Raw genomic sequence first — 23,997 nt, 5'->3', positions numbered from 1 at the left:
CGCCTCCGCGGGGACGACAGTGCTGTGAGGCTACAGCGCCGCCAGCACCGCTTTTGCGATATCCGCAGTGCCGTTGCTGCCGCCGAACTCCATCGGCCTGATGCCATCGGCATAGACCTTGTCGACCGCGCGCTCGATGCGTTCGCCCTGCTCGGCCGCAGCTTCGAGCCCATGATGGTCGGCGAGCCAGTCCAGCATCATTGCCGCCGACAGAATCATCCCGGTCGGGTTGGCCTTGCCCATTCCCATGATGTCGGGGGCGGTGCCGTGACAAGGCTGAAACACCGCGTGGCGGTCGCCGATATCTGCCGAGGGCGCCATGCCCATGCCCCCGATCAGGCCGGCGGTCATGTCGGACAGAATGTCGCCGAACATGTTCTCCATCACCATCACATCGAAATCCCACGGCCGCTTCACCAGCAAGGCCGAGCAGGCATCGACATAGAGCCGGTCCGCCTTCACCCCGGGATGCCGCGCGGCGGCCGCGTCGAACATCTGCCTGAAGAACGCGAATGCCTTGAACACGTTCGCCTTGTCGACGCAGGTCAGTGCGCCCGGCCTGCCGCGCGCCTTGCGGCGCTCCGCCAACCGGAATGAAAATTCGAACAATCGCTCCGAGGTCTTGCGGGTGATCACCAGCGTTTCGCGCGCCTCGTCGTCGGTAACGACACCCTTCCCCATCGACGCGAACAGGCCTTCGGTGGATTCCCGGATCACGATCAGATCGATGCCGCGTTTGTCGGCGCCCACGATCGGGCTGGGTACGCCCGGGATCAGCCGCGCCGGGCGAACGCCGGCATAGAGGTCGAAGTGAAAGCGCAATTCGACCTGCGGCATGATCTCGGTGTTGTCCGGATAGCGCACCGCCGGCAACCCGCAGGCGCCGAGCAGGATCGCATCGGCCTCGTCGCACAGCCGTACCGTCGAGTCCGGCATGGATTTTCCGGTCGCGAGATAATTGTCGGCGCCCGCCGGCGCGTCGGTGAAGCGGAATTTCAGCGACGAAGTCGCCTCGATCTTGCGCAGCACCTCCAGCGCCGGCGCCATCACCTCCGGACCGATACCGTCGCCGGCCAGCACGGCGATATGGAGCGCATCGTTGGCGGACATCAGATTTCCTTCCCTGGTGGAACGTCCGTCATGCGCGGGCCTGACCCGCATCCATCCCGCTTTCACGAAAAGCATCTTGTGAAACGAGATCGATTGCCGGGTCAAGCCCGGCAATGACGTAGAACACGCCGTCATGCCGGCCTTGTGCCGGGCATCCACCGCGCCGTCATGCCCGGCCTTGTGCCGGGCATCCACGTCCTTCTTTCCGATGTGAGCAAAGACGTGGATGGCCGGGACGAGCCCTGTCATATGCACACATCTCGCCGTCATTGCCGGGTCAAACACCGGCAATGACGGCAAAGATGTGTGCCAGTGTCGCTCTTTCGCCGAAACCGACTTGTCGCGACTGCAATTGCAGGCGTCGGCGGCGCGACGATGCCTATACCGTGCTGAAGGTCTGGCAGGACTGCGGCTGCGTCCTCGAATCAGTCAAGCGCCGCAGGCAGTCATAACGCTTGCGTCAGCTTCCGCCGCCGCCGGGTTCGTGAAGCCGAAAGCGGCGGCGCGGATTCGCCGGAGGTTCGATCGACGAGCGCAAGCCGCTCTAGAACCACGGCCAAAGCTCCTTCGAGCTCCGGATCGTCAATTTCAAACAGCGCCTTCATGAAACGAAGGTGACGGCACGTCCTTGCAGAAACGTCCAGGAGCGGCGACATATCTTCAGAATATTTCTTTGTCATGGGTTTCCGGCTGCCAAATGAGGAAACAAAAGCAAAAATTGCCAAAGTGCATCCTTGAGAGAGATCGTTGTTGGAAGTCGTAAGCGCATGCGCATCCCTACTCGTGACAAACGACGCCGTCGTGCAGCGAAGAAAAGTGCAGAATTTGGCTAGCACATGCGGCGGGCTGTAGCATCCCCAGCATTTGATAGGGTGTATCCAGATGCGAGACTTGCACGGACCTGATGTTTTCGCGAAGCGCGGTTTCCTGCTCCGCTGATGCAATATTCCCGCCGCTTGGATACAGCGCGAGCACCGGCGCCGCGATTCGTTCGAGATAGGGCTTGGCATTGACCGAAGCCGCAAAATTGACCATTGCCGCAACAACTTCGACGTCGGCTTTGCCGACCTCCTTGGCGTACCATTCCATGAAGGCGGGATCGAAATCGGCGGGAAAGCGCGCGAGGCTGTTTGACGTGCGGGCCCAGCCTTCCACACCCAGCGTTCGGATCGCTTCTTCCCAGGTCGGATATCCTACCGCATAGGCATTGCGAATCCATTCATTGGCCCATACCGCTGGCGCAAGGACCACGAGCGTACGCACGCGGTCAGGCCGCTCCGCCGCAAAGATCAGCGCAATTGCGCCTCCGATGGATTCTCCGACCAGATGAAACGTTTCCGCTCCGGCGTGATCGGCGATGGCTTCCAAATCGTCGATATACGTGGCGATGGAAATAGACCCCGCCGGATCGGCCAGCGGCTGAGATTTGCCTAGTCCCCGCAGATCGGGACAGATCACACGATAGAAACGGGCAAGATACGGAACAATGGCGAACCAGAACTCTCCGGAGCGCGCGAAGCCGTGAACAAGCACGATGGTGCCGGCAACGCGCCAGCGATCCGTGTAGTCGTGCACCGCGTAATGCAGTGGTGCGCCATCGGCTGATGTGACGAACGGCATGCCTTGGTTCCGGGTCAATTCTGCTTCAGTTGAAGCTGCTTTGCGAGCCGCTCCATCTCGGCGTATTCGTCGTGCACATACTTGGCCGCCTCCGCCAAACTTATGTTCCATATCTCTTCGCCGCGCCGCTCGGCGATTATTTTGAATTCGGGATTCATCGCGGCTTCGGAGAAGGCCGCTCGCAGCTTTTCGAACCGATCCGCAGGCAGATCGCGCGGCGCGATGACGCCGCGCCACAATAATGTCTGCGCCTGCGAAAGATTTACCTCTGCGAGACTTTGAACGTCAGGCAACGCCGCGTATCTTCGGGACGAAGTCACCAGCAGGCATTTCGCCTTTCCCTCCGCAACGAACGGTACGATCGTGGCAATAGCGCCGCCATAGATATCGATGGTTTGCGAAATAAAGGCGGTCACCGTCTGGTCTGCTCCCGAATACGGGATGATGCGCTGACGGATGCCTGCCGCCTCGAAGATCCGTCCGGTTGCGAACTGGACGAAGCCGCCCACGCCGTCCGATCCATAGGTGTATTTGTCGGGATTGTTTCGCAGTTGCGTGAGAAATTCCTCGGCGTTCTTCGCGGGAAAATCGGGCTGGACGCATAACACGCCCGGCGCTTCCGTCGTCATGGCAACGATCTGATAGTCCATCGGCGTATAATTCGGGGTCGCGACATGGGGCGCCATCGTGATCGGCCCGCTCCACACGCCGCCGATGGTGTAGCCATCATTCGGCGCGCGGGTTACATTGCCGACTCCAATGGTTCCGCTGGCGCCCGGTTTGTTGAAGATGACAATCTGCTGGCCCAACAAGGGAGACGCAAACTTGGCCAGGGAGCGCATGATGGTGTCGGTGCTGCTTCCGGGCCCGGCCGGAATCACCATTTGGATCGGCCGTTCCGGATAGGATTCAGCATCGGCCGACCCCATCAAGGGCGGGGTCAGCGTGAAAAACGCGATAGCTGCCGCAGATGCGAAAAGGCTGATGCTACTTTGGTATGATTCCAGTCTAAACCATGCCGACATATGGCGTTTTCCCCCTTGCGGTGTGCGAAAGTTCGCTACCGTCTACCCCAACCCATAGCAACGCAAGGTTTCGCCGAAGGTAAATAGTGACCTGCAATAGGCGATGATGTCTAATGAGTTATTGGAAATCCGGTATAAGATTTACAAATGAGCGATCTTCCGAACACCCAGCCGCTGCGCTGCTTCGTCACGGTGGCCCGTGAGGGCAGCGTTTCGCGCGCGGCGGCCTCATTGCATCTCACCCAGCCGGCAGTCAGCCTGCAACTGAAGGGACTGGAAGAAAGCACCGGGCTTTTGCTGTTCAACCGAACTCCGGGCGGGTTGACGCTGACGGAAGCCGGAACTGCCCTTCTGCCTCGAGCGCAGGAAGCGTTGTCTGCCTTGTCCGGTTTTCGAACCACCGCGAATTCCCTGCAAGATTCGCTCCGTGAGACACTCCGTCTCGGCACGATCCTGGATCCTGAATTTACCCGTCTCGGCGCCTTTATCAAAGAGTTAACGGCTTCATCGCCACGAACCGAGGTATTCCTTCGTCATGGCATGAGCGACGACGTGCTGTCGCAGATCCGCAAAGGCGAACTCGACGTCGGATTTTACATCGACGCAACGCCCGAGCGATTTCCGCCGTCGGCGCCTGCTCCCGAGCGGGATAGCGGGGCCGGCAGCTTCGTGCTCGCGCCGCTGCTGACCTTCACCTATTACGTCATCGCTCCTGCGGAGTGGACCCATCAGGTCACGGGAAAAAGCTGGCGCGAACTCGGAAGCCTGCCTTGGCTTGCGACGCCCTCCGCTTCAGCTCATCGACGCCTCCTTGACGATATTTTTCGTCCCTTTGGCGTGATGCCCAAGCGCGTCGCGCTCACCGATCAGGAAGAAGCAATGATCGACTTCGTCGAATCCGGCATTGGTCTCAGCCTTGCCCGCAAATGCGTTCTTGACCGCAGGGGACACAAGCGCAATTTCGTCATCGCCGACAAGGTGTCGCTGGCGTGCGACCTGAGCATTGCCTGCCTGAAATCGCGGCGCCACGAACCGACCGTCGCGCGCGCTTTTTCCGCCATGGGCCGGGCATGGTTCCATCCGAACCCGCGGCCATCCCCCTCGCCCGTCGCTCTCTGATCGACGGTCCGTCGTGCGATGCGGCTGCCAGGCGCGGAAACCGCCGAGATTGGCTATAACTGCCCACCGCTCATCGTTTGACGGCCGCGCGGCCACGGAAAGGATACCATGCGAAACCGAAAATGGTCGAGGCGCGAGGTGCTCAAGGCTTCGACGGCGGTGGCGGGCGCGTTGTTTGCCGAGCCGCTCACGGCGGCTCCGCCGCCGCCGGCTGCGGTCACGCCGGCCCTGCTCGAAGCTGCGCGCCGCGAAGGCAAGGTTTCGTTCTACTCGGCACTCGAACTCAACGTAGCGGAACGATTGGGCAGGACTTTCGAGGCCAGATATCCGGGCATTACGGTGCGCGTCGAGCGCTCGGGCGCGGAGCGTATTTTTCAGCGCATTGCGCAGGAACAGGCGAGTGGAATCAACGCCGTTGACGTCGCCAATTCCACCGATCCCGCGCATTACCTCGACTGGAAGAAGAACGACTGGCTCGCGCCTTATCTTCCGGAAGACGTCGCCCGACATTTTCCGGCCGACCAGTTCGACGCCGACGGAATGTACGCCACCTCCTGCGCCTGGCTCGAGGCGATCGGTTACAACACCAACCTGGTGAAGCGCGAAGACGCGCCGAAAAGCTACGCCGATCTGCTCGATCCCAGGTGGGCAGCCAAGATCGTCAAGGGCCACCCCGGTTATAGCGGCGCGATCCTGACCGCAACCTTCGTGCTGACGCGCGATCTCGGCTGGCCGTATTTGGAGAAGCTGGCGCAGCAAAAGGTACTGCAGGTGCAGTCCGCGGCCGACCCTCCGAAGAAGATCCTGCTCGGCGAACGCGCGGTGATGGCGGACGGCAACGACTACAATCTGGTGCTGCTCAAGGACGACGGCAAGCCGGTCCAGGCGGTCTACGCCACCGAAGGCTCGCCGCTGATCATCGTTCCCTCAGGCGTGTTCCGCAACGCACCCAATCCAAATGCGGCGCGGTTGTTCCAGAGTTTCTTTTTCAGCGCCGAAACACAGCAGCTGTTGGTCGACATCTTTGCCCATCGATCATTTCATGCGCTGGTCAAGGAGAAGCCCGGCCACGTGCCGCTTGCTGAAATCAAGCTGCTGAAAGCCGACCCGGCCGAAGTGCTGGCGCAGAGCGAAGCCATCAAGGCGCGCTATACCAAACTGTTCGGGGTGTAACGGATCGCGGCGCACCGCGGCGCGAATGAGATCGCAGCGCGCCGACAGTCCACGCCAGGGGAGATGCCGGTGGGCGAATGGTTCGGCGTGGCGCTCGCATTGGTGTCGAGTTGCCTTGGCGGAAGTGCTGCGGCAGTCACCCGCTATCTGGTCGCAATGCCGATCCGATCACATTGGTCATCCTGCGATGGGACATCGGCTTTCTATGCGTGCTGCCGGCTGCGGTCCTGTTGCGGGTGCGATGGCCGCCGCGCAGCGACTGGTTCGTCGTCGCCACGCTGGGGCTTTGCTTCTTCGGATTGTTTTTCGTCTCTACAACATCGCGGTGAGTTTTACCATCGCGGCCCGCGCCAGCCTTGCGCTGTCGACGCTGCCGCTGCAGACCATGGTGGTCGGCGCCCTTGCTCCGCATCGAGCCGCTGACCCGACGAAAAACGGTAGGCGTCTGCATTGCGGTCCTCGGCGTTATTGCCGCCCTGGTTTCCGGTCTTTCCGCCGCGCCCCCGGGCACATGGCGCGGCGAGTTGATCATGGTCGCCGCCGTGCTGTGCATGTCGTTCTACAACGTCTAGTCCCGCCCCTTCATCCGGCGATCCAGCGCGCTCGAAGGGCTAAGCCCGTGCCTCACGCCGCGCCCGCCACCTCCTCCAGGCCGCGATTGCGCGGCTCGACGCCCCAGGCCCACACCACGACGATCTGCACGACGACCAGTGCGATCATCAGCCAGACCACGCCGGGCAGCTGGTACGAGGCCATCAGGCTGCCTACGATGAAGGGGGAGACCACGGTGGCGCCGCGGCCGAGAGTGTTGCAGATGCCGTTGGCGCGCAATCTGATCTCGGTCGGGAACAGTTCCGGGGTATAGACGCCGAACAGGATCGCGGTCTGCACATAGATCGCGACGATCAGCACGAAACCGACGCTCAGCACGATCGCCGGATCGGAGGCCGCGTTGAAGCGGGCATAGATATAGCCGCTGGCGATGGTGACGACGGACGCGCCGATGATGCTCCAGCGCCGGCCAATCGCATCCGACAGATACGCCCCGAGCGCACAGCCGACCAGCGATGCCGCCGACAGCACCAGCGTGTAGCCAAGCGAATTGGCGATGGTGAGTCCCTGGCGCAAGAAGAACTGCGGCAGGAAAATCACGAAGCCGAAGATCAACGTATTGATCGTGATCAGCACCCAGCAGCCTACCAGCAGGCGTTGCAGCAGCGGCGGCTTGAGCATGTCCATTGCGGCAACCTGCGCGACCGGTGCCGGCACAACCACCGGAGGCAGCGTGCCGCCGGCGGCGGATTCGGTCTCGATTGCCTGCATCAGGGCTTCGGCTTCCGCGGTACGGCCCTGCGATTCAAGCCAGCGCGGCGATTCGGGCAGGTTCTTTCGCAGATACCAGACGACAAGCGAGCCGACGCCGGCAATGACGAACATCGGTCGCCAGCCGAAAGCCGGGATAATGAGATAGCCCAGCAGCGCCGTCACCGGGAATCCGGCCACCACCAGGAACGCCATCATCGACAGCCAGCGCCCGCGCGTCTTCGGTGGTACGAATTCGGTCAGGGCCGAATAGCCGACCACGATTTCGGCCCCAAGGCCTAAGCCCTGCACGAAGCGGCAGGCGATCAGCTGATTCATATCCTGCGCGAAGGCCGCCGCCAGCGAGGCAAGTCCAAAGATCAAGAGATTGATCTGGTAGGTGAACCGCCGCCCCATCTTGTCGCCGACAAATCCCGTGATCAGCGCGCCCAGCGTCATGCCGACGAAGGTTAGCGAAATGAACTGCAGATTTTGCGGAACGGTGGAGAATTTGGTTTGCACGGCGGAGGCCAGCACGCCGCCGGCGATATAAAGGTCGTAGCCGTCGAAAAACATGCCGGCGCCGACCAGCCAGAAAATCCGGTAGTGAAACGATGAGACCGGCAGCCGGTCGAGACGTGCGCCGGCGTTTACCGCGGTAGCCATGTCAACTTCCCCCCATGTCGTCTTGTCGGTTGATGCGGCGGCCGGCCTGCTCCGCAGCCGGTGCCGCCATCGCTTGCGTTCTAGTTCAGTCGCAGCTGCGCCGCCGTGTCGCGGTACCAGTCGAACGGCTGATCGTGCGTTGCGACCATCACGCTCTTGGTATTGAAATGGTCGTTGAAACTCTCGGTGCCGCACTCGCGCCCGATGCCGGAGTCATCGACGCCGCCCCATGGCGACGCCGGATCGAGACGGTGGTGGTCGTTGATCCAGACAATGCCCGCCTTGACCGCGGACGCCACGCGATGGGCGCGCCCGATGTCGCGGGTGCGAATCGCAGCCGCCAGCCCGAACGGCGAATCGTTGGCAAGGCGCAGCGCATCGGCTTCGTCAGTAAATCGAGTCACCGAAGTGAAAGGACCGAACACCTCTTCCTGAAAGATGCGCATGTCGGACTTGACCTCGGCGAATACCGTCGGTTCGACGAAGTAGCCCTCGTCATGGCCGGGCACCTTGGCGGCGACGCCGCCGGTGACCAGCCGCGCGCCATCCTCAATGCCGAAGCGCGCATACGACAACACGCGATCGCGCTGCCGCGCGGAGATCACCGGGCCGAGCTGCGTGTCGGGATCGAAGGGATCTCCGATGCGGATAGCTCTGGTCTTTGCTGCAAGCTTTTCGACGAATTCGTCATAGATGGCCGCCTGCACGATGTGCCGCGACGCGCAGACGCAGGTTTGTCCGGCGCCGATGAACGCGCCGAAGGCGGCATAGTTGACGGCCTGATCGACGTCGTAGTCGTCGAACACCATCACCGGCGTCTTCCCGCCGAGTTCCATGGTCTGGTGCGCGAACACTCTTGCCGCGGCGCCGCCGGCGATGCGGCCGGCCTCGGTGCCGCCGGTCAGCACCAGCTTGTTGATGTCGGGATGCTCGGCCAGCATCCTGCCGGCGCCCTGGCCAAGGCCGAGCACGACATTGAACACGCCGGGCGGCAGCCCTGCCTCGGTAAAGATCTGCGCCAGTTTCAGCGTCGTCAGCGGCGTGTATTCCGACGGTTTTACGACGGTGACGCATCCGCTCGCCAGCACCGCGGCCAGCGATTTGCACATGATCATCAAAGGATGATTGAACGGCGTGCAGTTGGCGACAACGCCGATCGGCGTGCGCAGCGTGTAGTTCAGATACGAGCCTTCGACCGGAATAACGGCATCGCGGCGCGCCAGCGCCAGCCCCGCAAAATAGCGGAAGAAATCCGGCAGCCGCGCCAACTGCGCGCGCGTCTCATTGATGGGCCGGCCGTTGTTCAGCGTCTCCAGCCGGTATAGCTGCTCCAGATTGGCTTCGAACGCGTCCGCCAGCCGGTTGACCAGACGCGCGCGGGCGCGAATGTCCATGCCGCCCCAGGCGCGCCCCTCGAACGCGGCACGCGCGCTTTTCATGGCGCGATCGATATCGCCCGCGGTGGAATTCGGTATCCGCGCAATCACGTTGCCGGTCGCGGGATTGCGGACATCAAGCATTTCGCCGCCGCCTGGCTCGATCTCGCGCCCGTCGATGAAGTTGCCGTGGATTTCGACGTCGATCGCACCCTGCCTCGCCGGCATATTCATGTCATTCTCCCTTCGACGATCACCGCGTTGCGCGCCAGCGCCGGCAGTACGCGCTTTTCGGTCTGGGTGATGTGCGCCTTGATGATGCGCGCTGCGGTTCGCGTGTCGCGGCGCTGCATCGCCTCGATCAGGCTCACATGTTCGGCCACGAGTTGCGCCGGGTCGTGCCTCTTCACATTGGCAAGGCTGACCCGCACCAGCCGATCGGCCTGTCCGATCAGATCGCACAGCGCCGCGGCCATGCGGCGATTGCCGGAAGCGTGCGCCAGCGCGAAGTGGAAAGCACGGTTGTAGGCGATGAAGTCTTCGTGCTCGCCGGCGAACAACCGGAACTCATCAAGCGCCTTCAGTCGATCTTGCGGCGCATTCTCGATTGCTTCGGCGACGCAAGCGGGCTCCAGCGCCAACCGAAACCGCAGCAGGTCGCGCGCATCCGCCAGCGAAATCGGGTTGACCCGATAACCCTGCCGCGGCTGCACCGTGACGAGATGCTCGCGCTCGAGCCTCAACAATGCCTCGCGTATCGGTTGCCGGCTTACCGCATAACGCTCGGCAAGGTCTTGCTCGCGCATATCACCACCGGGCACCAAGCGGCACGTCAGAATATCAGATCGCAGGCTTTCATAAACATTATCGCGTAAAAGCATATTGGTTTCCCGGCTCGATACCAATAATTGGCAGCCGTGAAATATCACGTCAAGCGAAAATGGCTTGAAAAGTCCGATCTTTTATTTATCAATCGGTACGGCCGCGGACGCGCGGCACCGGCGTCGAATTCCACATGCGAGAACAGAGATCGAATGGACAGGCGTTTTGCCAACGGCACGGTCAACGCTTCGCAGTCCGGCAGCGGTCCACCGCTGGTTCTGTTGCATTCGTTGCTGTCGGATCGCGCGAGTTTTGACAGGGTTGCCCCGGAACTGTCAGAAACCTTCCGGGTGATCGTTCCGGAACTGCCGGGCTTCGGCGAATCGGAAGCCGTCCGCGGCGGCCTTGCCGCGGTTGCCGACAGGATAGCCGGCGCCATCAATGACTTTGCCGATGGCGAGGATGTCATCGTGCTTGGCAACGGCTATGGCGGCTTTGTCGCGCTGCAGATGGCAATCCGCCATCCGAACACCGCAACCAGACTGATTCTTGCCGATTGCGGCGCGGCATTCTCCGAGCCAGGCCGTGAAGCCTTCCGCAACATGGCGGCGGCATCGCGGACGAGGGGATTATCCGCGATCACCGACGTTGCGATGCGCCGGCTGTTCGCGCCGGAATTTCAGGAGGCAAATCCCGACCTGATGCGTGACCGACGTGAGGCATTCCTGCGCACGGACCCGGACGTGTTCCGCGCCGCATGTGAGGCGCTGGCGGAACTCGATCTCCGGCCGCAACTCGGTCAGGTCAAGATCCCTGTCCTGGTCCTGGTTGGCGAACAGGACGAGGCGACGCCTCCGCCGATGTCTCACGAAATGGCCGCAGGTTTGCCGCAAGCCCGTCTCAAGATCATTCCCGGCTGCGCGCACGTCCCGCAACTGCAATCGCCACGAGTTTTTTTGGACGCGATCGGCGATTTTCTGCTGCAGTCCTAGGTCCAGACCTCGCGACGACGTGCTGCACCATGTCGGCGTCAGATCTGCGTCAGAACGGAGTGTCCCATTTCTCGTCCGGGAGTCCCTTGCCGGACTTCACCGTGAATTCGTGAGGTGAGAGGGTGAAGCCCGCGTCGGTAGCGTGCGACTTCCCCCCGGACCCCTTCAGCACGGCGGTATCCAAGCGCGAGCCGGCATGGATGTTGGATCCAATAAAGAAGCTGGCAATGATCAGGACCGTGATTCCGATCGGAAAGATGATTTTGTCCATCTTCGTAACTCCGTTTGACGCATTTCCTCCAATCGCAACGACGAAGCGTGAGCGGCGGGAGCGCGTCGAGCCTGGTTGAAGTAAGATCATGGCCGGTGTGAAGCCGGCGCTGTCATTGGGGACTAACGATTGGAATTGATCTGGCGGTTTGCGGTCTGCACCGGCGCCTGTTCCGGCGTAAAGACGGTGCCGACGAATTCCGCCTGCGCGGCATCGGAAATCCAGGATGCAGCAGGAGAATTCAACGTCAGCGCAGCCAGCAGAAGAACTCCACAAGCCGCAAGGACTCCCATGGTCCAGTAAAGATGCTGACGATCCGGTTGATTCGATTGGCTTGATGATCTCCGCATAGACGCCTCCTGTCATGGATGTGCGGCTATACGGATAATCCGAACCACGGCAGACCGATGTGAAGTGCTTCACACTGCCCGAATTAGAGGTGGCAGTTGGTTCGACCGGTCAAACGAAATCGCCGCTAGTCGGCTTTCGGCCCCGCTTCGACGAGCGTCTGAAGCGACGCAGCATCCAGCACGACAATCGCTCCATGCTCGAGACGAACCCAGTTACGGCTTTCCCAGCTTCGCAACTGCTTATTGATGCTCTCCCGCGACATGCCTACCATCTCGCTGATTTCCTGCTGCGTAATGGCGATTGCGCGCGCAGTGGATGACAGCCGATGTTTTTCAGTCAGGCGAATGAGTGCGCTGGCGAGACGGCCCGGCAGGTGTTGAAGGATGACATGTTCAACCTGCTCGCTGGTCCAGCGCACCCGCGCGCACAGCAGTTCGATGAATTTCATCGCCAGCGCCGGCTGGCTTCGCACGAAGGGGATAAATTCGCGGCGATCGATGACAAATATCTCGCAGTCTGAATTTGCGATCGCGTCCGTCGTCCGTTCCAGGCCGTCCAGCAGCGCCACTTCGCCGAAAACTTCGCCGGCGCCGATCAGATTAAGGATCGCGCTGCGGCCCTCGGCCGACGAACTGCTGATCTTCACAGTGCCGCTGATCACCGCATACAGGCTGTTGCCGGTATCGCCCTTCGAGAAGATCGTTGCGCCGCGCTTCAAAGTCGATAGCTTCGCGTAGCGGCAGAGCTGATCGAACGCATCCGGTTCTAGGTCGCTGAAGATCGGGTGTTTGCGCAACACCTCCAGCTTGCTGCCGGAAGCTCGGGGTCCGTTCTTCTTGTCTTGGGGCATGCCGGCTATGACTCCAAAACGGAATGGCTACGGCGTCAGTACGGCGCGCCCGACGACCTTGCCTTCCTTAAGATCGGTCAGCGCCTGGTTTGCTTTCGCAAGCGGCATCAACGTCACCGGGATCGGCGCGATCCTGTTTGCGCGCACCAGATCCAGCAGTTCCTGGGTCTCGCGCAGATTTCCAACATAGCTGCCTTGAATGGTCACCGCCTTGATCGGAATCAGCGGCAGCGCCCACGTCGCGCCGCCGCCGAACAGCCCGACGATGACCAGCTTGCCGCCCTTGGTCAGGCAGTCGAAGCCGAGCTGGGTGGTGGCGGCATTGCCGACGAGATCGATCACCGCCCTGATCGGGCCACCAGCCTTGCTGGCGAGCTGCTCCAGCGCATCGGGCGCGGCGCCATCGACGGTGGCGAGCGCGCCGGCTTTCTCGGCGGCTTCGCGCTTGCGCGCGTCGATGTCGACCACGATCGCGCCTTTGCCGCCCATCGCCTTCAGCAGCGACAGCGCCATCAAGCCAAGTCCCCCGGCGCCGAAAATGACGATCGGGCTGCTGATGTCCGCCTCGACTTTTTTCAGTGCGCTGTAAGTGGTGACGCCGGAGCAGGCATATGGCGCCGCGGTAAGGGGATCGAGGCCTTCCAGGTTAAGCAGGTACTTCGGATGCGGCACAGTCATGTGATCGGCGTAACCGCCGTCGCAATGAACGCCAAGCGAATATGGTTTCAGACACATATTCTCCTGGCCGGCGAGGCACACCTCGCATTTGCCGCAGCCGAGCCAGGGATAAACCAGCGCAACGTCACCAACCTTGAGGCCGCCTACGGCGTCGGCTTTGGCATCCGGCCCGAATGCGAGCACCTCGCCGACGGTTTCGTGTCCCATCGTTCGCGGCAGCGAAACGCCGCGGTCTCTTAGCGAGAGCGGCTTGCGGCCGTGGCCGAGATCGTAACCGCCTTCCCAGATATGCAGATCGCTGTGGCAAACGCCGGCCGCCCTGACCCTGATCAGCACCTGCGTGCCGGAAGGTTGCGGCGTGGGATGATCCACTTCCTTCAAGGGGGCGTTGAAATCCGTGACCTGAAAACTCTTCATGTGGGCTCTCCCGTCGAGGGTTTTGTTCTTGACCCGACATTGCCACGTCTTGCCATGGAGCGTCGAGCAAGTTCCGCAGGACACCGACGCGGTAAAGGCTATCTGCACCCCCGCTGCGCCTTAAGATTGGGCGCGCCGGATGATCAACGTTACATTGCAATGTTAATCCGCGCGATGGCAACGGATCAACATGAGACCCCCCTCCTTATTAGTAACTTCACGTGGCTTGCCGAGTTGTCCGAGCACGATACAATCAATCCGGGGCTGATCAACAAGACCCGGCCATCGGGCGACAAAGAAGGAAGAACGACGATGATGAGGATATCGCAACAAAGGCCCCGGTCATTGCGCGCCCTTCTAATGGCGACCGCGCTCGGCTTTGCAGCAAGCACCGCTTTCGCCGCCGATCCGATCAAAATCGGCGTTATCGCCGAAGCCCAGGCCATCGCCGGCGCGTCGATTCCCCAGGCGGCGCAGATGGCCGCCGAAGAAATCAACGCCAAGGGCGGCGTCGACGGGCGCATGATCGAGATCGTGCCTTACGACAATCACAGCTCATCAGCCGATTCGGTTCGAGCCTTCCAGCGCGCGGTCAATGAGGACAAGGTCCACGCCGTTATTTCCAGCTACATCAGCGAGGTGGTGCTGGCGCTGATGCCGTGGGCGTCGAGGCTGAAAACACCGTTCATCACCCCCGGGGCCGCCTCCAACGAGATCACCAAGGCCATCAACAAGGACTATGAAAAGAACAAATATACCTTCCACGGCTACCTGACGTCGGCTGCGTTGGCGCTGTCGGTGTGCGACGCCGCCAAGGATCTGCTCGTCGACGGCAAGAAGATGAAGACTGCCGTGATCATGAGCGAGGACGCAGCCTGGACCAAGCCGCTCGACGTCGGTTACGAGGAATGCCTGCCGAAGATCGGGCTGAAGGTTCTCGATCACATCCGGTTCTCGCCGGACACGACCGACTTCACGCCGATCTTCAACAAGATCGAAGGGGCGAAGCCGGACGTGATTATTACCGGCATTTCTCACGTCGGCGTGCAGCCGACGGTACAGTGGAAGAATCAGCAGGTGCCGATTCCGATGCTGGGCATCAGTTCGCAGGCCACCAACGAAACCTTCGGCAAGGACACCAATAACGCTTCCGACGGCGTGCTCTATCAGGGCGTCTCGGGACCGGGCGTAGCGGTCACGCCGAAATCGATTCCGTTCGCCGACGGGTTCAAGAAGAAGTTCGGCAACTATCCGTCCTATGCCGGCTACACGTCCTATGATGAAGTCTACTTCATTGCCGACGCCATCAAGCGGGCCGGTTCGACCGATGCCGACAAGCTGGTAGAGGCCCTTGAGAAAACCGATTGGGAAGGCACCATCGGCCGCATCCAATTCTACGGCAAGGATGACCAATTCACGCACGGCCTGAAATACGGCAAGGGGCTTATCACCGGTCTGATGCTGCAATGGCAGGATGGAGCGCAAACCAGCGTCTGGCCACCGGAAATCGCAAAGGCCAAGATCAAGTTTCCGAGCTTCATCAAGGTCACGACGAACTGACGCCGATCCCCGCCTTCGTCATTGCGAGGAGCACTTGCGACGAGGCAATCCAGCCCTGCAGATCTGGATTGCTTCGCTTCGCTCGCAATGACGGCGCGTTGCTTCTTCCTTCACTGACTGGCGCTCCCGACCCATGCTCGCTTTGCAAATTCTGATCGATGGCTTCGCCATCAGCGCGCTGTATGCCCTGGGCGCAACCGGCTTTACCTTGATCTTCGGCGTCTCCGGTGTTCTCAACCTGTCGCACGGCGCGATCATGGTGCTTGCGGCCGTGGCGGCCTGGGCGGCATCCAGCGTGCTGCACGTCGGCACCTATGCGGGCGCGACTATCGGCGTTGCAACCGCGCTGGTAGCGGCGCTTGTTACCTACTTCGCAGTGGTGCAACCGATCCAGAAATCCGGTCGCATTCCCAATGAGGAGAAGGAAATCTTCGTTCTCACCGGCACGTTGCTGTGGGGCATCATGATCCAGGAAGTTATCGCATATTTCTTCACCAATAATGCCAAGACCGTGCTTCCGATCATCGAGGGGGTCGTCAACATTCTTGGAGTGCGCACCCCGCAAAACGAAATCTTCACGGCGGTCGTTTGTTGTCTGGTAATCGCGCTGCTCTGGCTGCTGGTCAATCGCACCCGCACCGGCAAGGCCGTGCTTGCAGCGTCGATGAATCCGCGTGGTGTCACCTTGCTCGGACTTGAACTTACCAACATCTATATCGTGGTGTGGGCGATCTACGGCGTTCTTGCCGGTATCGCGGGCGTGCTCCTCGGGATGTTTCTCGGCGTCAGTTCCTACAGCGTGGGACCGCTGACGGCCAGCGCGTTTTCGATCGTGGTCCTCGGCGGCCTCGGCAGCGTATCCGGCTCGCTGATCGCCGCATTCGTAGTCGGCTATCTGGAAACCCTCACCGCCTATCTGGTCTCTCCCGCTTACCGGACCATCCCCGCACTGCTGCTGCTTGTCATCGTGATGTATGTCAGGCCGCAGGGCCTGCTCGGGAGGCGCTGAGCATGGGCGTCTTCTTCAAATCGCGGCTGTTCTTCATTTCACTGGCAGTGGTCATCATCGCCTCGACGCTGCCGCTCTACGTCTCCGGCTATATCCTCGGCCTGCTGACGGTCGCCTATTATTTCGGCGTGTTTGCGATGGCGTGGGACCTGTTGTTCGGATTTGCCGGCGAGGTGAACTTCGGACCGACCTTCCTGATCGGCGTCGGGGCCTACACCGCGGGCATTCTCAACAACCAATATGGCTGGTCGGTATACCTGTGCATCGTGTTAGGCGCGGCGGCGTCGGTGGTCGCGGGATTTGTCCTCGCCCTGCCGGCCTTGCGTGTTCGCGGCCCCTATTTTGGATTAACCACGCTGGTCGCCGTCCTGATGCTACAAAATTTCATCGTGGTGTTTGCCGATCTGACCGGCGGTGAAATCGGCCTGACCATCCCTGACGTGATCACCATCAATGCCAACACGAATTACTGGATCGCGCTGGGATTCATGACCGTCAGCGCGATCATTCTGTACGGTCTGTCGCAATCGCCGATCGGCCTCGTGCTGCAGGCCAGCGGGCAGGATCCCGTGCAGGCGGGCGCGCTCGGCTTCAATATCGTCAAGCACAAGCTGGCCGCCTTCGTTGTTAGTGCGTTTTTCTCGGGCCTGTCCGGCGCACTTCTGGTGTTTTATTTCGGCACGGCTTCTGTCGGTACCGTGGTCGACGTCGCGGTCGGCGTGAATGTCATCGTCGCCGCGGTGTTGGGCGGTCGGCGGACGGTGCTGGGCGCCGCACTCGGTGCGATCTTCCTGATCGTAGCCGGTGAATTTCTGCGGCCGACCGGCGAATTGGCGACGTTTATCGTTTCCGCGGTCGCGCTGCTGGTCGTGCTGTTTTTCCCCGGCGGCTTCCTCGGCGCGGCGCTGTCACGCGAGGCGCGCACGTGATGGACGCAACCAGCGATCGGCCGGTGCTCGAGGTCCGCGGCCTGACCAAGCGTTTCGGCGGCCTCACCGCGGTCAAGAATCTCAACCTCGATCTGCGCGCCGGCGAAATCTTCGGGCTGATCGGCCCGAACGGCTCCGGCAAGTCCACCGCCATGAAGGCGATCATGGGCATCGAGCGTCCGAGTTCCGGCGATGTGAGGTTCGAGGGCGAAAATATCGCAGGCCTGCCGGCGCACAAGATTGCGCGAAAAGGTTTTGGCATGGTGTTTCAGCACTCGCGGCCGCTAAACCGGCAGACCGTGCTTGAAAACATCATGGTAGCGCTGCTGCCCGACAGCCTGTTCATGCTGTTCGCCGACAAGGCGCTGACCGAGCGCGCCCGATGGATCGCCGAAAGGGTCGGCCTCGGCGCGGTAATGGATCGCCGGCCGCCGACCCTGCCCTTTGCCGACCTGCGGCGGCTTGAGCTCGCAAAAGCGATCGCCCGCGATCCGAAGGTGGTTCTCGTCGATGAGCCCTTTGCAGGGCTTACCCTGGCCGAAGTCGGCGTTTTCTCCGAACTGATCCGCAGTTTTCGCGATGAAGGCCGCGCGGTGCTGTTGGTGGATCACAACGTCAAGAGTGTCGCCGCGCTGGTCGACCGTGTGCTCGCGATGTATCTCGGCGAGGAAATCGTCACCGGCCGCGCCGACGAGGTGATGCGCAACGAAACCGTGCGGCGTGTCTACCTCGGCGGCGCGATCGAAACATCCGCCCGTCCGGAAACCAGCTTCAAGGACAAAGTGCCGTTGCTGCAGATCGAGAATATCAGCGTGCACTACGGCAAGGCGCAGGCGCTGGAAAACGTCTCGATCCACGTGCATCAGGGCGAGTTCGTTTCCGTCGTGGGCCTCAATGGCGCCGGCAAGACCACGCTGTTCAACACCATCTCGGGATTTCTACCCTATACCGGCGAGATTGTCCGTGACGGCGAGAAGCTGCGCGGAATCAGTCCGGCGCGTATCGCGCGAAGCGGTATTGTGCAATGCCCCGAGTCGCGCGAACTGTTCGGTGAAATGAGCGTTCGCGAAAATCTCGATCTCGGCGGCCAGCATTTGTCGGACGAAGATAAAGACAAGCAGATGGCCTGGCTGTTCGACCTGTTTCCGATCCTCAAGGAGCGCCAGGGCCAAATGGCGCAGACCTTGTCCGGCGGTGAGCAGCAAATGCTGGCGATCGGCCGTGCGCTGATGATGCAGCCGAAGATCTTGATTCTCGATGAGCCGACGCTGGGCCTGGCCCCGGTCATTCTCGAACAGCTCTCGAAAGCGTTGGAAAGGCTGCGGCAGACCACGCCGATTACGGTGTTGCTCGGCGAGCAGAATGTCACCTTCGCGCTGCCGCACGCCGATCGTGTCTATGTGCTGGAACACGCGCGCATTGTCTGGGAAGGCGACCCCGGCCGCTTCGCCCAGGAAGCCGGTGCCGGCTATCTCTAGATCGTGAGCCGGCCGTCTGCCACCATCTCAATGTCGGGCGGAACAACAATGCCTTCGCGCGCGGCGCGGTTGCGGTTGGCCAGCCGGCGCGCGCCGGGCAGACGCGCACCCGGTTGCTGCTCGATCGCACCGACCAAAGCGGACATTCGCTCGCCGAATCCAGCGTGACCGAAAGCCGATGGATCGATCGCGAGCAGCAATTGACCAGTCGCGGGAGGCGGACCCTTGCCGTCGAGAAATGACGATGCCTCGAAGGCGAGGTTTGCGCCTGGCAGGCAGGCGGCCAGCACTTCCACCATGAACGCCAGGGCCGCGCCCTTGGCGCCGCCGAGCGGAATCATGCTGCCTTGCAGGGCTTGCTCCGGATCGGTGGTGGCGTGGCCATCGGCGTCGAGCGCCCATCCTTCCGGGATCGATTCGCCACGCTGCTTCGCCGCGACGATCGGACCGCGCGCAACCCTCGACAGCGCGAGATCGACAACCGCGGGCTCATGGCCCACCACGGGCGCGGCAAACGCAATCGGGTTGGTGCCGAATATCGGCTCGCGCCCGCCCCAAGGCGCCATCGCCCCCGGCGTATTGGCGAACAGCAGCGCGACCAGGCCCTTGCGGGCCAGCGCTTCGCACGGCAGACCGGTCTCGCCGCAATGATTGGAACGCCGGATCGAGGCGGTCGCGATGCCTTGCGCGGCCGCAAGCGCCGGTAACTCGGCGACGGCAAGATCGATCGCGGGGTAGGCAAAGCCGTGTGCGGCGTCGATGGCCAACACGCCGGGGCGAATTTGCGCCGCCGACGGCTGCGCCTGCCCGTCGATCTTGCGGCTCCGGACCATCTGCAGATAGGTCGGGATCCGCGACAGCCCGTGGCCCTTGAGCCCGTCGGCCTCGGCGGAGATCAGCGCACGCGCGACCGACCGAGCATTATCGGCCCTGCACCCGCTGCGGACAAAGACCGCGGCCACCCATTCGATTGCTTCGCTGATCGAAAGCGTCGTCACGCGCTTCGATAGAGCTTCGTGAGCGAGAACTCGCGATGACCGAGCGACTCGGCTGCGGTCAGGCGGCCGTTGCAGGTGCGTACGATCATGTCGATCAACGCGTCGCCGGCCTGATCGAGCGTCATTTCGCGGCGAAGCACGCCGGTGACATCGACGTCGACGTGCTCGCCCATGGTGCGCAGCGTCTTCGGATTGCCCGATATCTTGATCACCGGCACGATCGGGTTGCCGATCACATTGCCCTGCCCGGTCGGGAAGGTATGGACCACATAACCGCCCGCCGCCATCAAGGTCACGCATTCGGCCGCGGCCGACGAGGAGTCCATGTAGTACAGGCCCGGACCCCTGGCCGGCGCTTCGGCCGGCTCGAGCGCGTCGATGTAGCGGCACTTGCGGCCGATTTTTTCGAGGTTGCCGAGCGCCTTCTCCTCGATCGTCGTAAGACCGCCGGCGATGTTGCCCTTGGTGGGCTGGGAATCCGAGAGGTCGTTGGTCTTGTGCGCCTCGATCACGTCGTCCTGATACGCTTTCCACATCCTGTACCATTTTTCGGCGATTTCAGGACTCGCGGCGCGTTCGCGGCACAGATGTTCGGCGCCGGTGATTTCAGAGGTTTCGCCGAACACGCCATAAATGCCGTGCGGAATAAGCTTGTCGTACATGTTGCCGACGGTCGGACAGGAGGACAAACCGGTCGTGGTATCGGACTCGCCGCATTTGGTGGAAATCCAGAGCTCCGAAACCGGGCATTCCTCGCGCTTCAATTCCGATGCCCATTGCACAAAACGTTTGGCCTGATAGCTGGCTTCGGCAATCGTCGCGATGTCGCCGTGGCCTTCGATGCCGAAGCCGACCACGGGCTTGCCAGTCTTGGCGATGCCGTCGACCACGCGGCCGGTCCAGCCGTCCTCGATGCCGATCACGACCACCGCGGCGACGTTGGGGTTCGAGCCGACGCCGATCAGAGTGCGGAAAAATAGATCGAGGTCCTCGCCGAATTGCAGCCGGCCGTAGGCGTGAGGAATTGCCATCGTGCCTTTGACATTGTTCGCCACCGCTTCGCACGCCGAGTTCGACAGATCGTCGAGCGGCAGGATGACCACGTGGTTGCGGATGCCGACGCGGCCGTTCTCGCGGCGCCACCCCCGGAACGTAGCCTTGGCAAAATCGGTCGAGGCGCGCTTGCCGTCGAGCGATTTGGTCATCAACTGGTCGGGAGCGCCGCCGACGAACGGGGACGACATTTCGTGCGCAATGGTTGTTGCCATGATGCTGCTCCTCACCAACGCTTGGTTTTCATGTTCTGGGTGTGGACGTGGCGTCCTTTGCCGGTCGCTGCGACCATGCGGCCCACGTCCTGTCCGTATTTGATCACGGTGTCTTTATCGGCAAGATCGATCAACGCGACCTTGTGCCCGATCGGGATGTCGTCCTTGACGTCGACGGAGAATGTCGAATTGTCCTCGGTGACGACGCCGAAGGCTTTCGTGCCGGCCTTCAGGCCTTCGACCACCACGACGGCGACGTTGTCCTTCGGACTGTGCGAGAGAACCTGGGGGATGTTGGACTTCTGACCTGCGGGCTGGGCCGCGCCTTCTTGAGAACTCATTCCTGTCTCCACCGTCACTGAGCCTTGAGTCTTGTATAAGATAGCAAATCTGATGCGGCAAGCGCCGCGCCGGCTTATTTGAGATCGCTGAGATAATGCGACCGGTCGGTGCGGCACAGCGATCTCCGCCACTCCGCGGGCGTGCCGTCGACCCCCAGCGCGACGCGATCGATCAGCAGGATCGGCTCGCCCGGTTCGCTTCCCAGGAGTTCGATCTGGCGCGGTCCTGCCGCGACGGCTTTGAGGCTTTCCGAACCGCGCGCGATGGTCACGCCATATTTCACCGAATAGAGCGCATAGAGGTTGTTCGGCAAATCCTTGATCCGCTCGATGCCGGGAAATAGCGCGCGCGGCAGCACGATCTTTTCATGGATGCTGGGGCGTCCATCGAGCGATCGCACGCGTTCGATCGTGACGACCGATTCTTTCGGGCCAATTCCGAGCCGTTTCGACGCCACCTCGTCGGCCTTGGCGACCGACACCGAAATGGTGCGGCTTTCCGGAAAGCGCCGCACGCCGCCGTCGGACACCATCCGGAAGAACTGGAACAGGATGCGCTCTTCGTCGTGCGACGCAACGAAGGTGCCGCGGCCCTGGCGACGTACCAGCAGGCTTTCCGAGCTCATCTCATCCAGCGCCTTGCGCACGGTGCCCGGACTGACACCGAGTCCCGCCGCGATTTCAGGCTCGCTCGGCAGCAGTTGACCAGGCGACCAGCTGCCATCGCCGAGCCGCTTCATCAGCAGCTCCTTGACCTGACGATACAGCGGTCGATAGCCGAGCGAGGCATGCGCGGCATTTCCAGCAAGCGGCGCTGGCCTCGCCTCGGACCGCCTACCGCTTCGCTTTGGGCTGCTCATCTTGTGAGTCTCGTGTTCGACTGAATTGCATCAGGGATGGGCTGCGACGGCCGGAGTTTCCGGTATCGCATCAAGCAGCGTCCGGCCCGGCTCGATGCGCGGAAACTGAACCGGCTCGGTGGTGACGTGGATATCGTTGTCGTGCATCCGAACGACCGTATAGCGCGAGGTCGCAAGATCGGACGCGTGCGGGTGATCCTCGCGAAAATGCGCGCCGCGGCTGTCGGTGCGGGCCTGCGCCGCTGCGCAGATCGTGCGGCTCACCTGGATGAGATTTTCGAGATTCAACCGGTCGGTCCAGGTCAGATTGTAACGCCGGTCATCATCCGGCACGCCGCAACGCACAAGCGCGTCCCGCAGATCGTCGAGCGCTTCTGCTCCACGAGCCAAGCTGGCGCGGCTCCGCAAGATTCCGACGTCATTCCACATCGCCTCCAGCAAGCCTTCACGGATCTCATTGAGATCGCCGGACGGGCGGCCGAGCGGAGAGAATGCGCGGTCGAGCGATTGCTCGATCGCTGCGGGTTCGGGATCAGCGAAGCTGCCTTCGCGCAGCACCGCACGCGCCATCGAGGCGCCGGCGATACCGCCGAACACCGTCGAATTGGCGACGCCGTTGCCGCCGAGACGATTGGCGCCGTGTACGCCGCCGGTATCCTCGCCGGCCGCATAGAGCCGCGGCATCGAGGTGCGACATTCAAGATCGAACACGACGCCGCCCATCATGTAATGCGCGGTCGGCACCACCTCGACCAGGCCGCCGGCGAGATCGAATCCGCAATCGGCGCATCGCTCCACCATGCCCTTGAACATCTTGGCGACATTCGCAGGCCCAAGGTGATGCATTTGGATATGCACGCCGCCATTCCTGGTCGCGTACCCCTTGCGGATCTGATACATGATCGAACGGCTGACCACGTCGCGCGTGGCGCGCTCCCCGCGTTCGTCGTATTCGAACATGAAACGCGCGCCGCGGGAATCGAGCAATCGCCCGCCTGCCCCGCGCAAGCCCTCTTCCAGAACCGTTCCCGTCATCCGCGTGCCCGCGCCCGCAAGCAGGCCGGTGGGGTGAAACTGCACCATCTCCATGTCGCGCAATGCAAGTCCGGCGCGAAGCGCCATGGCAAGGCCGTCGCAGGTCTTGTCGCCGGACGGCGTGTGATACTTGTACATTGTGGGACCGCCGCCGGTCGCAAGCAGCGTGGCCTTCGCGCGCACAAAACTGGGTTCGCCGGTCCGCATGTTCAGCATCAGCACGCCGGCGAGGCCCGATCCATCGGCAGCCGGAATGAAGTCGAGCGCCCGGTGGTCCTCCATACGGTTGACGTCGCGCCGCCACACCTGTTCGGAGAGCCGGTTGATGATTTCGATGCCGGTCAGGTCGCCCTTGTGCACGGTGCGGTCGAAGGTCTGCCCGGCGAAGGCTTTCTGATGCACGCTGCCGTCGGGATTGCGGTCGAAGAAGCAGCCGAGTTCGTTTTCCAATTCACGAATTCTCACTTGAGCTTCGGTGACCAGCTTCCATGCGAGATCCTGGTCGTTGAGCCACTTGCCGCCTTCGATGGTGTCCATGAAATGGCGCTCGACGGAATCGCCCGGCGCCAATGCGACGTTGTAGCCGCCCTGGACCATCCGCGTGCATCCGCACTTGCCCAGCAATCCTTTCACCGCCACGGTCACATCGAGCGAAGGCGCGGTCTTTTTTGCATGCAAAGCCGCGAACAGTCCGGCGCCGCCCGCTCCGAGGATCAGGATATCGGTTTCGATCCGGCGTAGAGCCAT

25 protein-coding genes are annotated in these 23,997 nt (G+C 62.0%); 9 read left to right on the top strand and 16 right to left on the bottom strand.

Annotation, left to right across the window (positions count from 1 at the left end; all coding sequences use genetic code 11):
* Positions 1–30: 30 nt before the first annotated feature.
* The 4 genes from ACFE72_RS04785 to ACFE72_RS04770 all read right to left on the bottom strand — a co-directional run bounded on the left by ACFE72_RS04785 (position 31) and on the right by ACFE72_RS04770 (position 3,614).
* Positions 31–1,110, bottom strand: coding sequence for an isocitrate/isopropylmalate dehydrogenase family protein (locus ACFE72_RS04785; protein ID WP_375412043.1), 1,080 nt, complete (start codon positions 1,108–1,110; stop codon positions 31–33).
* A 446-nt stretch (positions 1,111–1,556) separates the two neighbouring features.
* Positions 1,557–1,835 carry a hypothetical protein gene (locus ACFE72_RS04780; protein ID WP_375411917.1) on the bottom strand — a complete coding sequence of 93 codons (279 nt, stop codon included), beginning with the start codon at positions 1,833–1,835 and terminating at the stop codon, positions 1,557–1,559.
* A 52-nt stretch (positions 1,836–1,887) separates the two neighbouring features.
* A complete protein-coding gene (locus ACFE72_RS04775) occupies positions 1,888–2,841 on the bottom strand; it encodes an alpha/beta fold hydrolase (RefSeq protein WP_375411916.1) in 954 nt (317 codons plus the stop codon).
* Positions 2,745–3,614: a tripartite tricarboxylate transporter substrate binding protein gene (locus tag ACFE72_RS04770; protein ID WP_375411915.1), complete on the bottom strand. Its 870-nt coding sequence runs from the start codon at positions 3,612–3,614 to the stop codon at positions 2,745–2,747. Before ACFE72_RS04770 ends, ACFE72_RS04775 begins: the two co-directional genes overlap by 97 nt.
* Positions 3,615–3,902: 288 nt before the next feature.
* Here ACFE72_RS04770 and ACFE72_RS04765 point away from each other — a divergent pair, with 288 nt between their 5' ends.
* From ACFE72_RS04765 to ACFE72_RS04750, 4 genes are all read left to right on the top strand, one after another.
* On the top strand, positions 3,903–4,874 hold the full coding sequence (locus tag ACFE72_RS04765; RefSeq protein ID WP_375411914.1) for a LysR family transcriptional regulator: 972 nt from the start codon (positions 3,903–3,905) through the stop codon (positions 4,872–4,874).
* A gap of 108 nt (positions 4,875–4,982) precedes the next feature.
* Positions 4,983–6,047: an extracellular solute-binding protein gene (locus ACFE72_RS04760; protein ID WP_375411913.1), complete on the top strand. Its 1,065-nt coding sequence runs from the start codon at positions 4,983–4,985 to the stop codon at positions 6,045–6,047.
* A gap of 173 nt (positions 6,048–6,220) precedes the next feature.
* The gene (locus tag ACFE72_RS04755; RefSeq protein WP_375411912.1) at positions 6,221–6,376 is read left to right on the top strand and encodes a hypothetical protein; all 156 of its coding nucleotides are present in this window, start codon (positions 6,221–6,223) and stop codon (positions 6,374–6,376) included.
* 72 nt (positions 6,377–6,448) lie between these two features.
* On the top strand, positions 6,449–6,619 hold the full coding sequence (locus tag ACFE72_RS04750) for a hypothetical protein (RefSeq protein WP_375411911.1): 171 nt from the start codon (positions 6,449–6,451) through the stop codon (positions 6,617–6,619).
* Positions 6,620–6,671: 52 nt separating this feature from the next.
* Here ACFE72_RS04750 and ACFE72_RS04745 read toward each other — a convergent pair whose 3' ends face one another.
* From ACFE72_RS04745 to ACFE72_RS04735, 3 genes are all read right to left on the bottom strand, one after another.
* Positions 6,672–8,015, bottom strand: coding sequence for an MFS transporter (locus tag ACFE72_RS04745; RefSeq protein WP_375411910.1), 1,344 nt, complete (start codon positions 8,013–8,015; stop codon positions 6,672–6,674).
* Between the two features lie 80 nt (positions 8,016–8,095).
* Complete coding sequence (locus ACFE72_RS04740; protein ID WP_375411909.1) at positions 8,096–9,625, bottom strand: aldehyde dehydrogenase; 1,530 nt, start codon at positions 9,623–9,625, stop codon at positions 8,096–8,098.
* Positions 9,622–10,272 carry a GntR family transcriptional regulator gene (locus tag ACFE72_RS04735; protein WP_375411908.1) on the bottom strand — a complete coding sequence of 217 codons (651 nt, stop codon included), beginning with the start codon at positions 10,270–10,272 and terminating at the stop codon, positions 9,622–9,624. Before ACFE72_RS04735 ends, ACFE72_RS04740 begins: the two co-directional genes overlap by 4 nt.
* A gap of 153 nt (positions 10,273–10,425) precedes the next feature.
* On the opposite strand from ACFE72_RS04735, the gene ACFE72_RS04730 reads away from it, so the two are divergent.
* Positions 10,426–11,205, top strand: a complete 780-nt coding sequence (locus ACFE72_RS04730) for an alpha/beta fold hydrolase (protein WP_375411907.1) — start codon at positions 10,426–10,428, stop codon at positions 11,203–11,205.
* A gap of 49 nt (positions 11,206–11,254) precedes the next feature.
* On the opposite strand, the gene ACFE72_RS04725 is transcribed toward ACFE72_RS04730, so the two are convergent.
* From ACFE72_RS04725 to ACFE72_RS04710, 4 genes are all read right to left on the bottom strand, one after another.
* Positions 11,255–11,476, bottom strand: coding sequence for a hypothetical protein (locus tag ACFE72_RS04725; protein ID WP_375411906.1), 222 nt, complete (start codon positions 11,474–11,476; stop codon positions 11,255–11,257).
* A gap of 122 nt (positions 11,477–11,598) precedes the next feature.
* Positions 11,599–11,826, bottom strand: a complete 228-nt coding sequence (locus ACFE72_RS04720; RefSeq protein WP_375411905.1) for a hypothetical protein — start codon at positions 11,824–11,826, stop codon at positions 11,599–11,601.
* A 125-nt stretch (positions 11,827–11,951) separates the two neighbouring features.
* On the bottom strand, positions 11,952–12,677 hold the full coding sequence (locus ACFE72_RS04715; RefSeq protein WP_375411904.1) for a Crp/Fnr family transcriptional regulator: 726 nt from the start codon (positions 12,675–12,677) through the stop codon (positions 11,952–11,954).
* Positions 12,678–12,704: 27 nt separating this feature from the next.
* Positions 12,705–13,772: an alcohol dehydrogenase gene (locus ACFE72_RS04710; RefSeq protein ID WP_375411903.1), complete on the bottom strand. Its 1,068-nt coding sequence runs from the start codon at positions 13,770–13,772 to the stop codon at positions 12,705–12,707.
* Between the two features lie 360 nt (positions 13,773–14,132).
* Between ACFE72_RS04710 and ACFE72_RS04705 the strand changes: the two genes are divergently transcribed.
* The 4 genes from ACFE72_RS04705 to ACFE72_RS04690 all read left to right on the top strand — a co-directional run bounded on the left by ACFE72_RS04705 (position 14,133) and on the right by ACFE72_RS04690 (position 18,748).
* A complete protein-coding gene (locus ACFE72_RS04705) occupies positions 14,133–15,332 on the top strand; it encodes an ABC transporter substrate-binding protein (RefSeq protein WP_375412042.1) in 1,200 nt (399 codons plus the stop codon).
* Positions 15,333–15,465: 133 nt separating this feature from the next.
* Positions 15,466–16,341: a branched-chain amino acid ABC transporter permease gene (locus ACFE72_RS04700; protein WP_375411902.1), complete on the top strand. Its 876-nt coding sequence runs from the start codon at positions 15,466–15,468 to the stop codon at positions 16,339–16,341.
* A 2-nt stretch (positions 16,342–16,343) separates the two neighbouring features.
* Positions 16,344–17,270: a branched-chain amino acid ABC transporter permease gene (locus ACFE72_RS04695; protein ID WP_375411901.1), complete on the top strand. Its 927-nt coding sequence runs from the start codon at positions 16,344–16,346 to the stop codon at positions 17,268–17,270.
* Entirely contained in the window at positions 17,270–18,748 is a 1,479-nt protein-coding gene (locus ACFE72_RS04690) for an ATP-binding cassette domain-containing protein (RefSeq protein ID WP_375411900.1), read from the top strand. Before ACFE72_RS04695 ends, ACFE72_RS04690 begins: the two co-directional genes overlap by 1 nt.
* Here ACFE72_RS04690 and ACFE72_RS04685 read toward each other — a convergent pair.
* From ACFE72_RS04685 to ACFE72_RS04665, 5 genes are all read right to left on the bottom strand, one after another.
* A complete protein-coding gene (locus tag ACFE72_RS04685) occupies positions 18,745–19,746 on the bottom strand; it encodes an Ldh family oxidoreductase (protein ID WP_375411899.1) in 1,002 nt (333 codons plus the stop codon). The two genes, ACFE72_RS04690 and ACFE72_RS04685, sit on opposite strands and share 4 nt — an antisense overlap.
* Entirely contained in the window at positions 19,743–20,951 is a 1,209-nt protein-coding gene (locus ACFE72_RS04680) for a UxaA family hydrolase (protein WP_375412041.1), read from the bottom strand. Before ACFE72_RS04680 ends, ACFE72_RS04685 begins: the two co-directional genes overlap by 4 nt.
* A 74-nt stretch (positions 20,952–21,025) precedes the next feature.
* A complete protein-coding gene (locus ACFE72_RS04675; protein ID WP_375411898.1) occupies positions 21,026–21,355 on the bottom strand; it encodes a UxaA family hydrolase in 330 nt (109 codons plus the stop codon).
* Positions 21,356–21,429: 74 nt separating this feature from the next.
* Positions 21,430–22,215: a GntR family transcriptional regulator gene (locus tag ACFE72_RS04670; RefSeq protein ID WP_375411897.1), complete on the bottom strand. Its 786-nt coding sequence runs from the start codon at positions 22,213–22,215 to the stop codon at positions 21,430–21,432.
* A 30-nt stretch (positions 22,216–22,245) separates the two neighbouring features.
* Positions 22,246–23,997: an L-aspartate oxidase gene (locus ACFE72_RS04665; protein ID WP_375411896.1), complete on the bottom strand. Its 1,752-nt coding sequence runs from the start codon at positions 23,995–23,997 to the stop codon at positions 22,246–22,248.

The sequence above is a fragment of the uncultured Bradyrhizobium sp. genome (assembly GCF_964252615.1).
Classification (GTDB): Bacteria; Pseudomonadota; Alphaproteobacteria; order Rhizobiales; family Xanthobacteraceae; genus Bradyrhizobium.
This window is presented reverse-complemented; position numbering and strand designations above follow the sequence as displayed.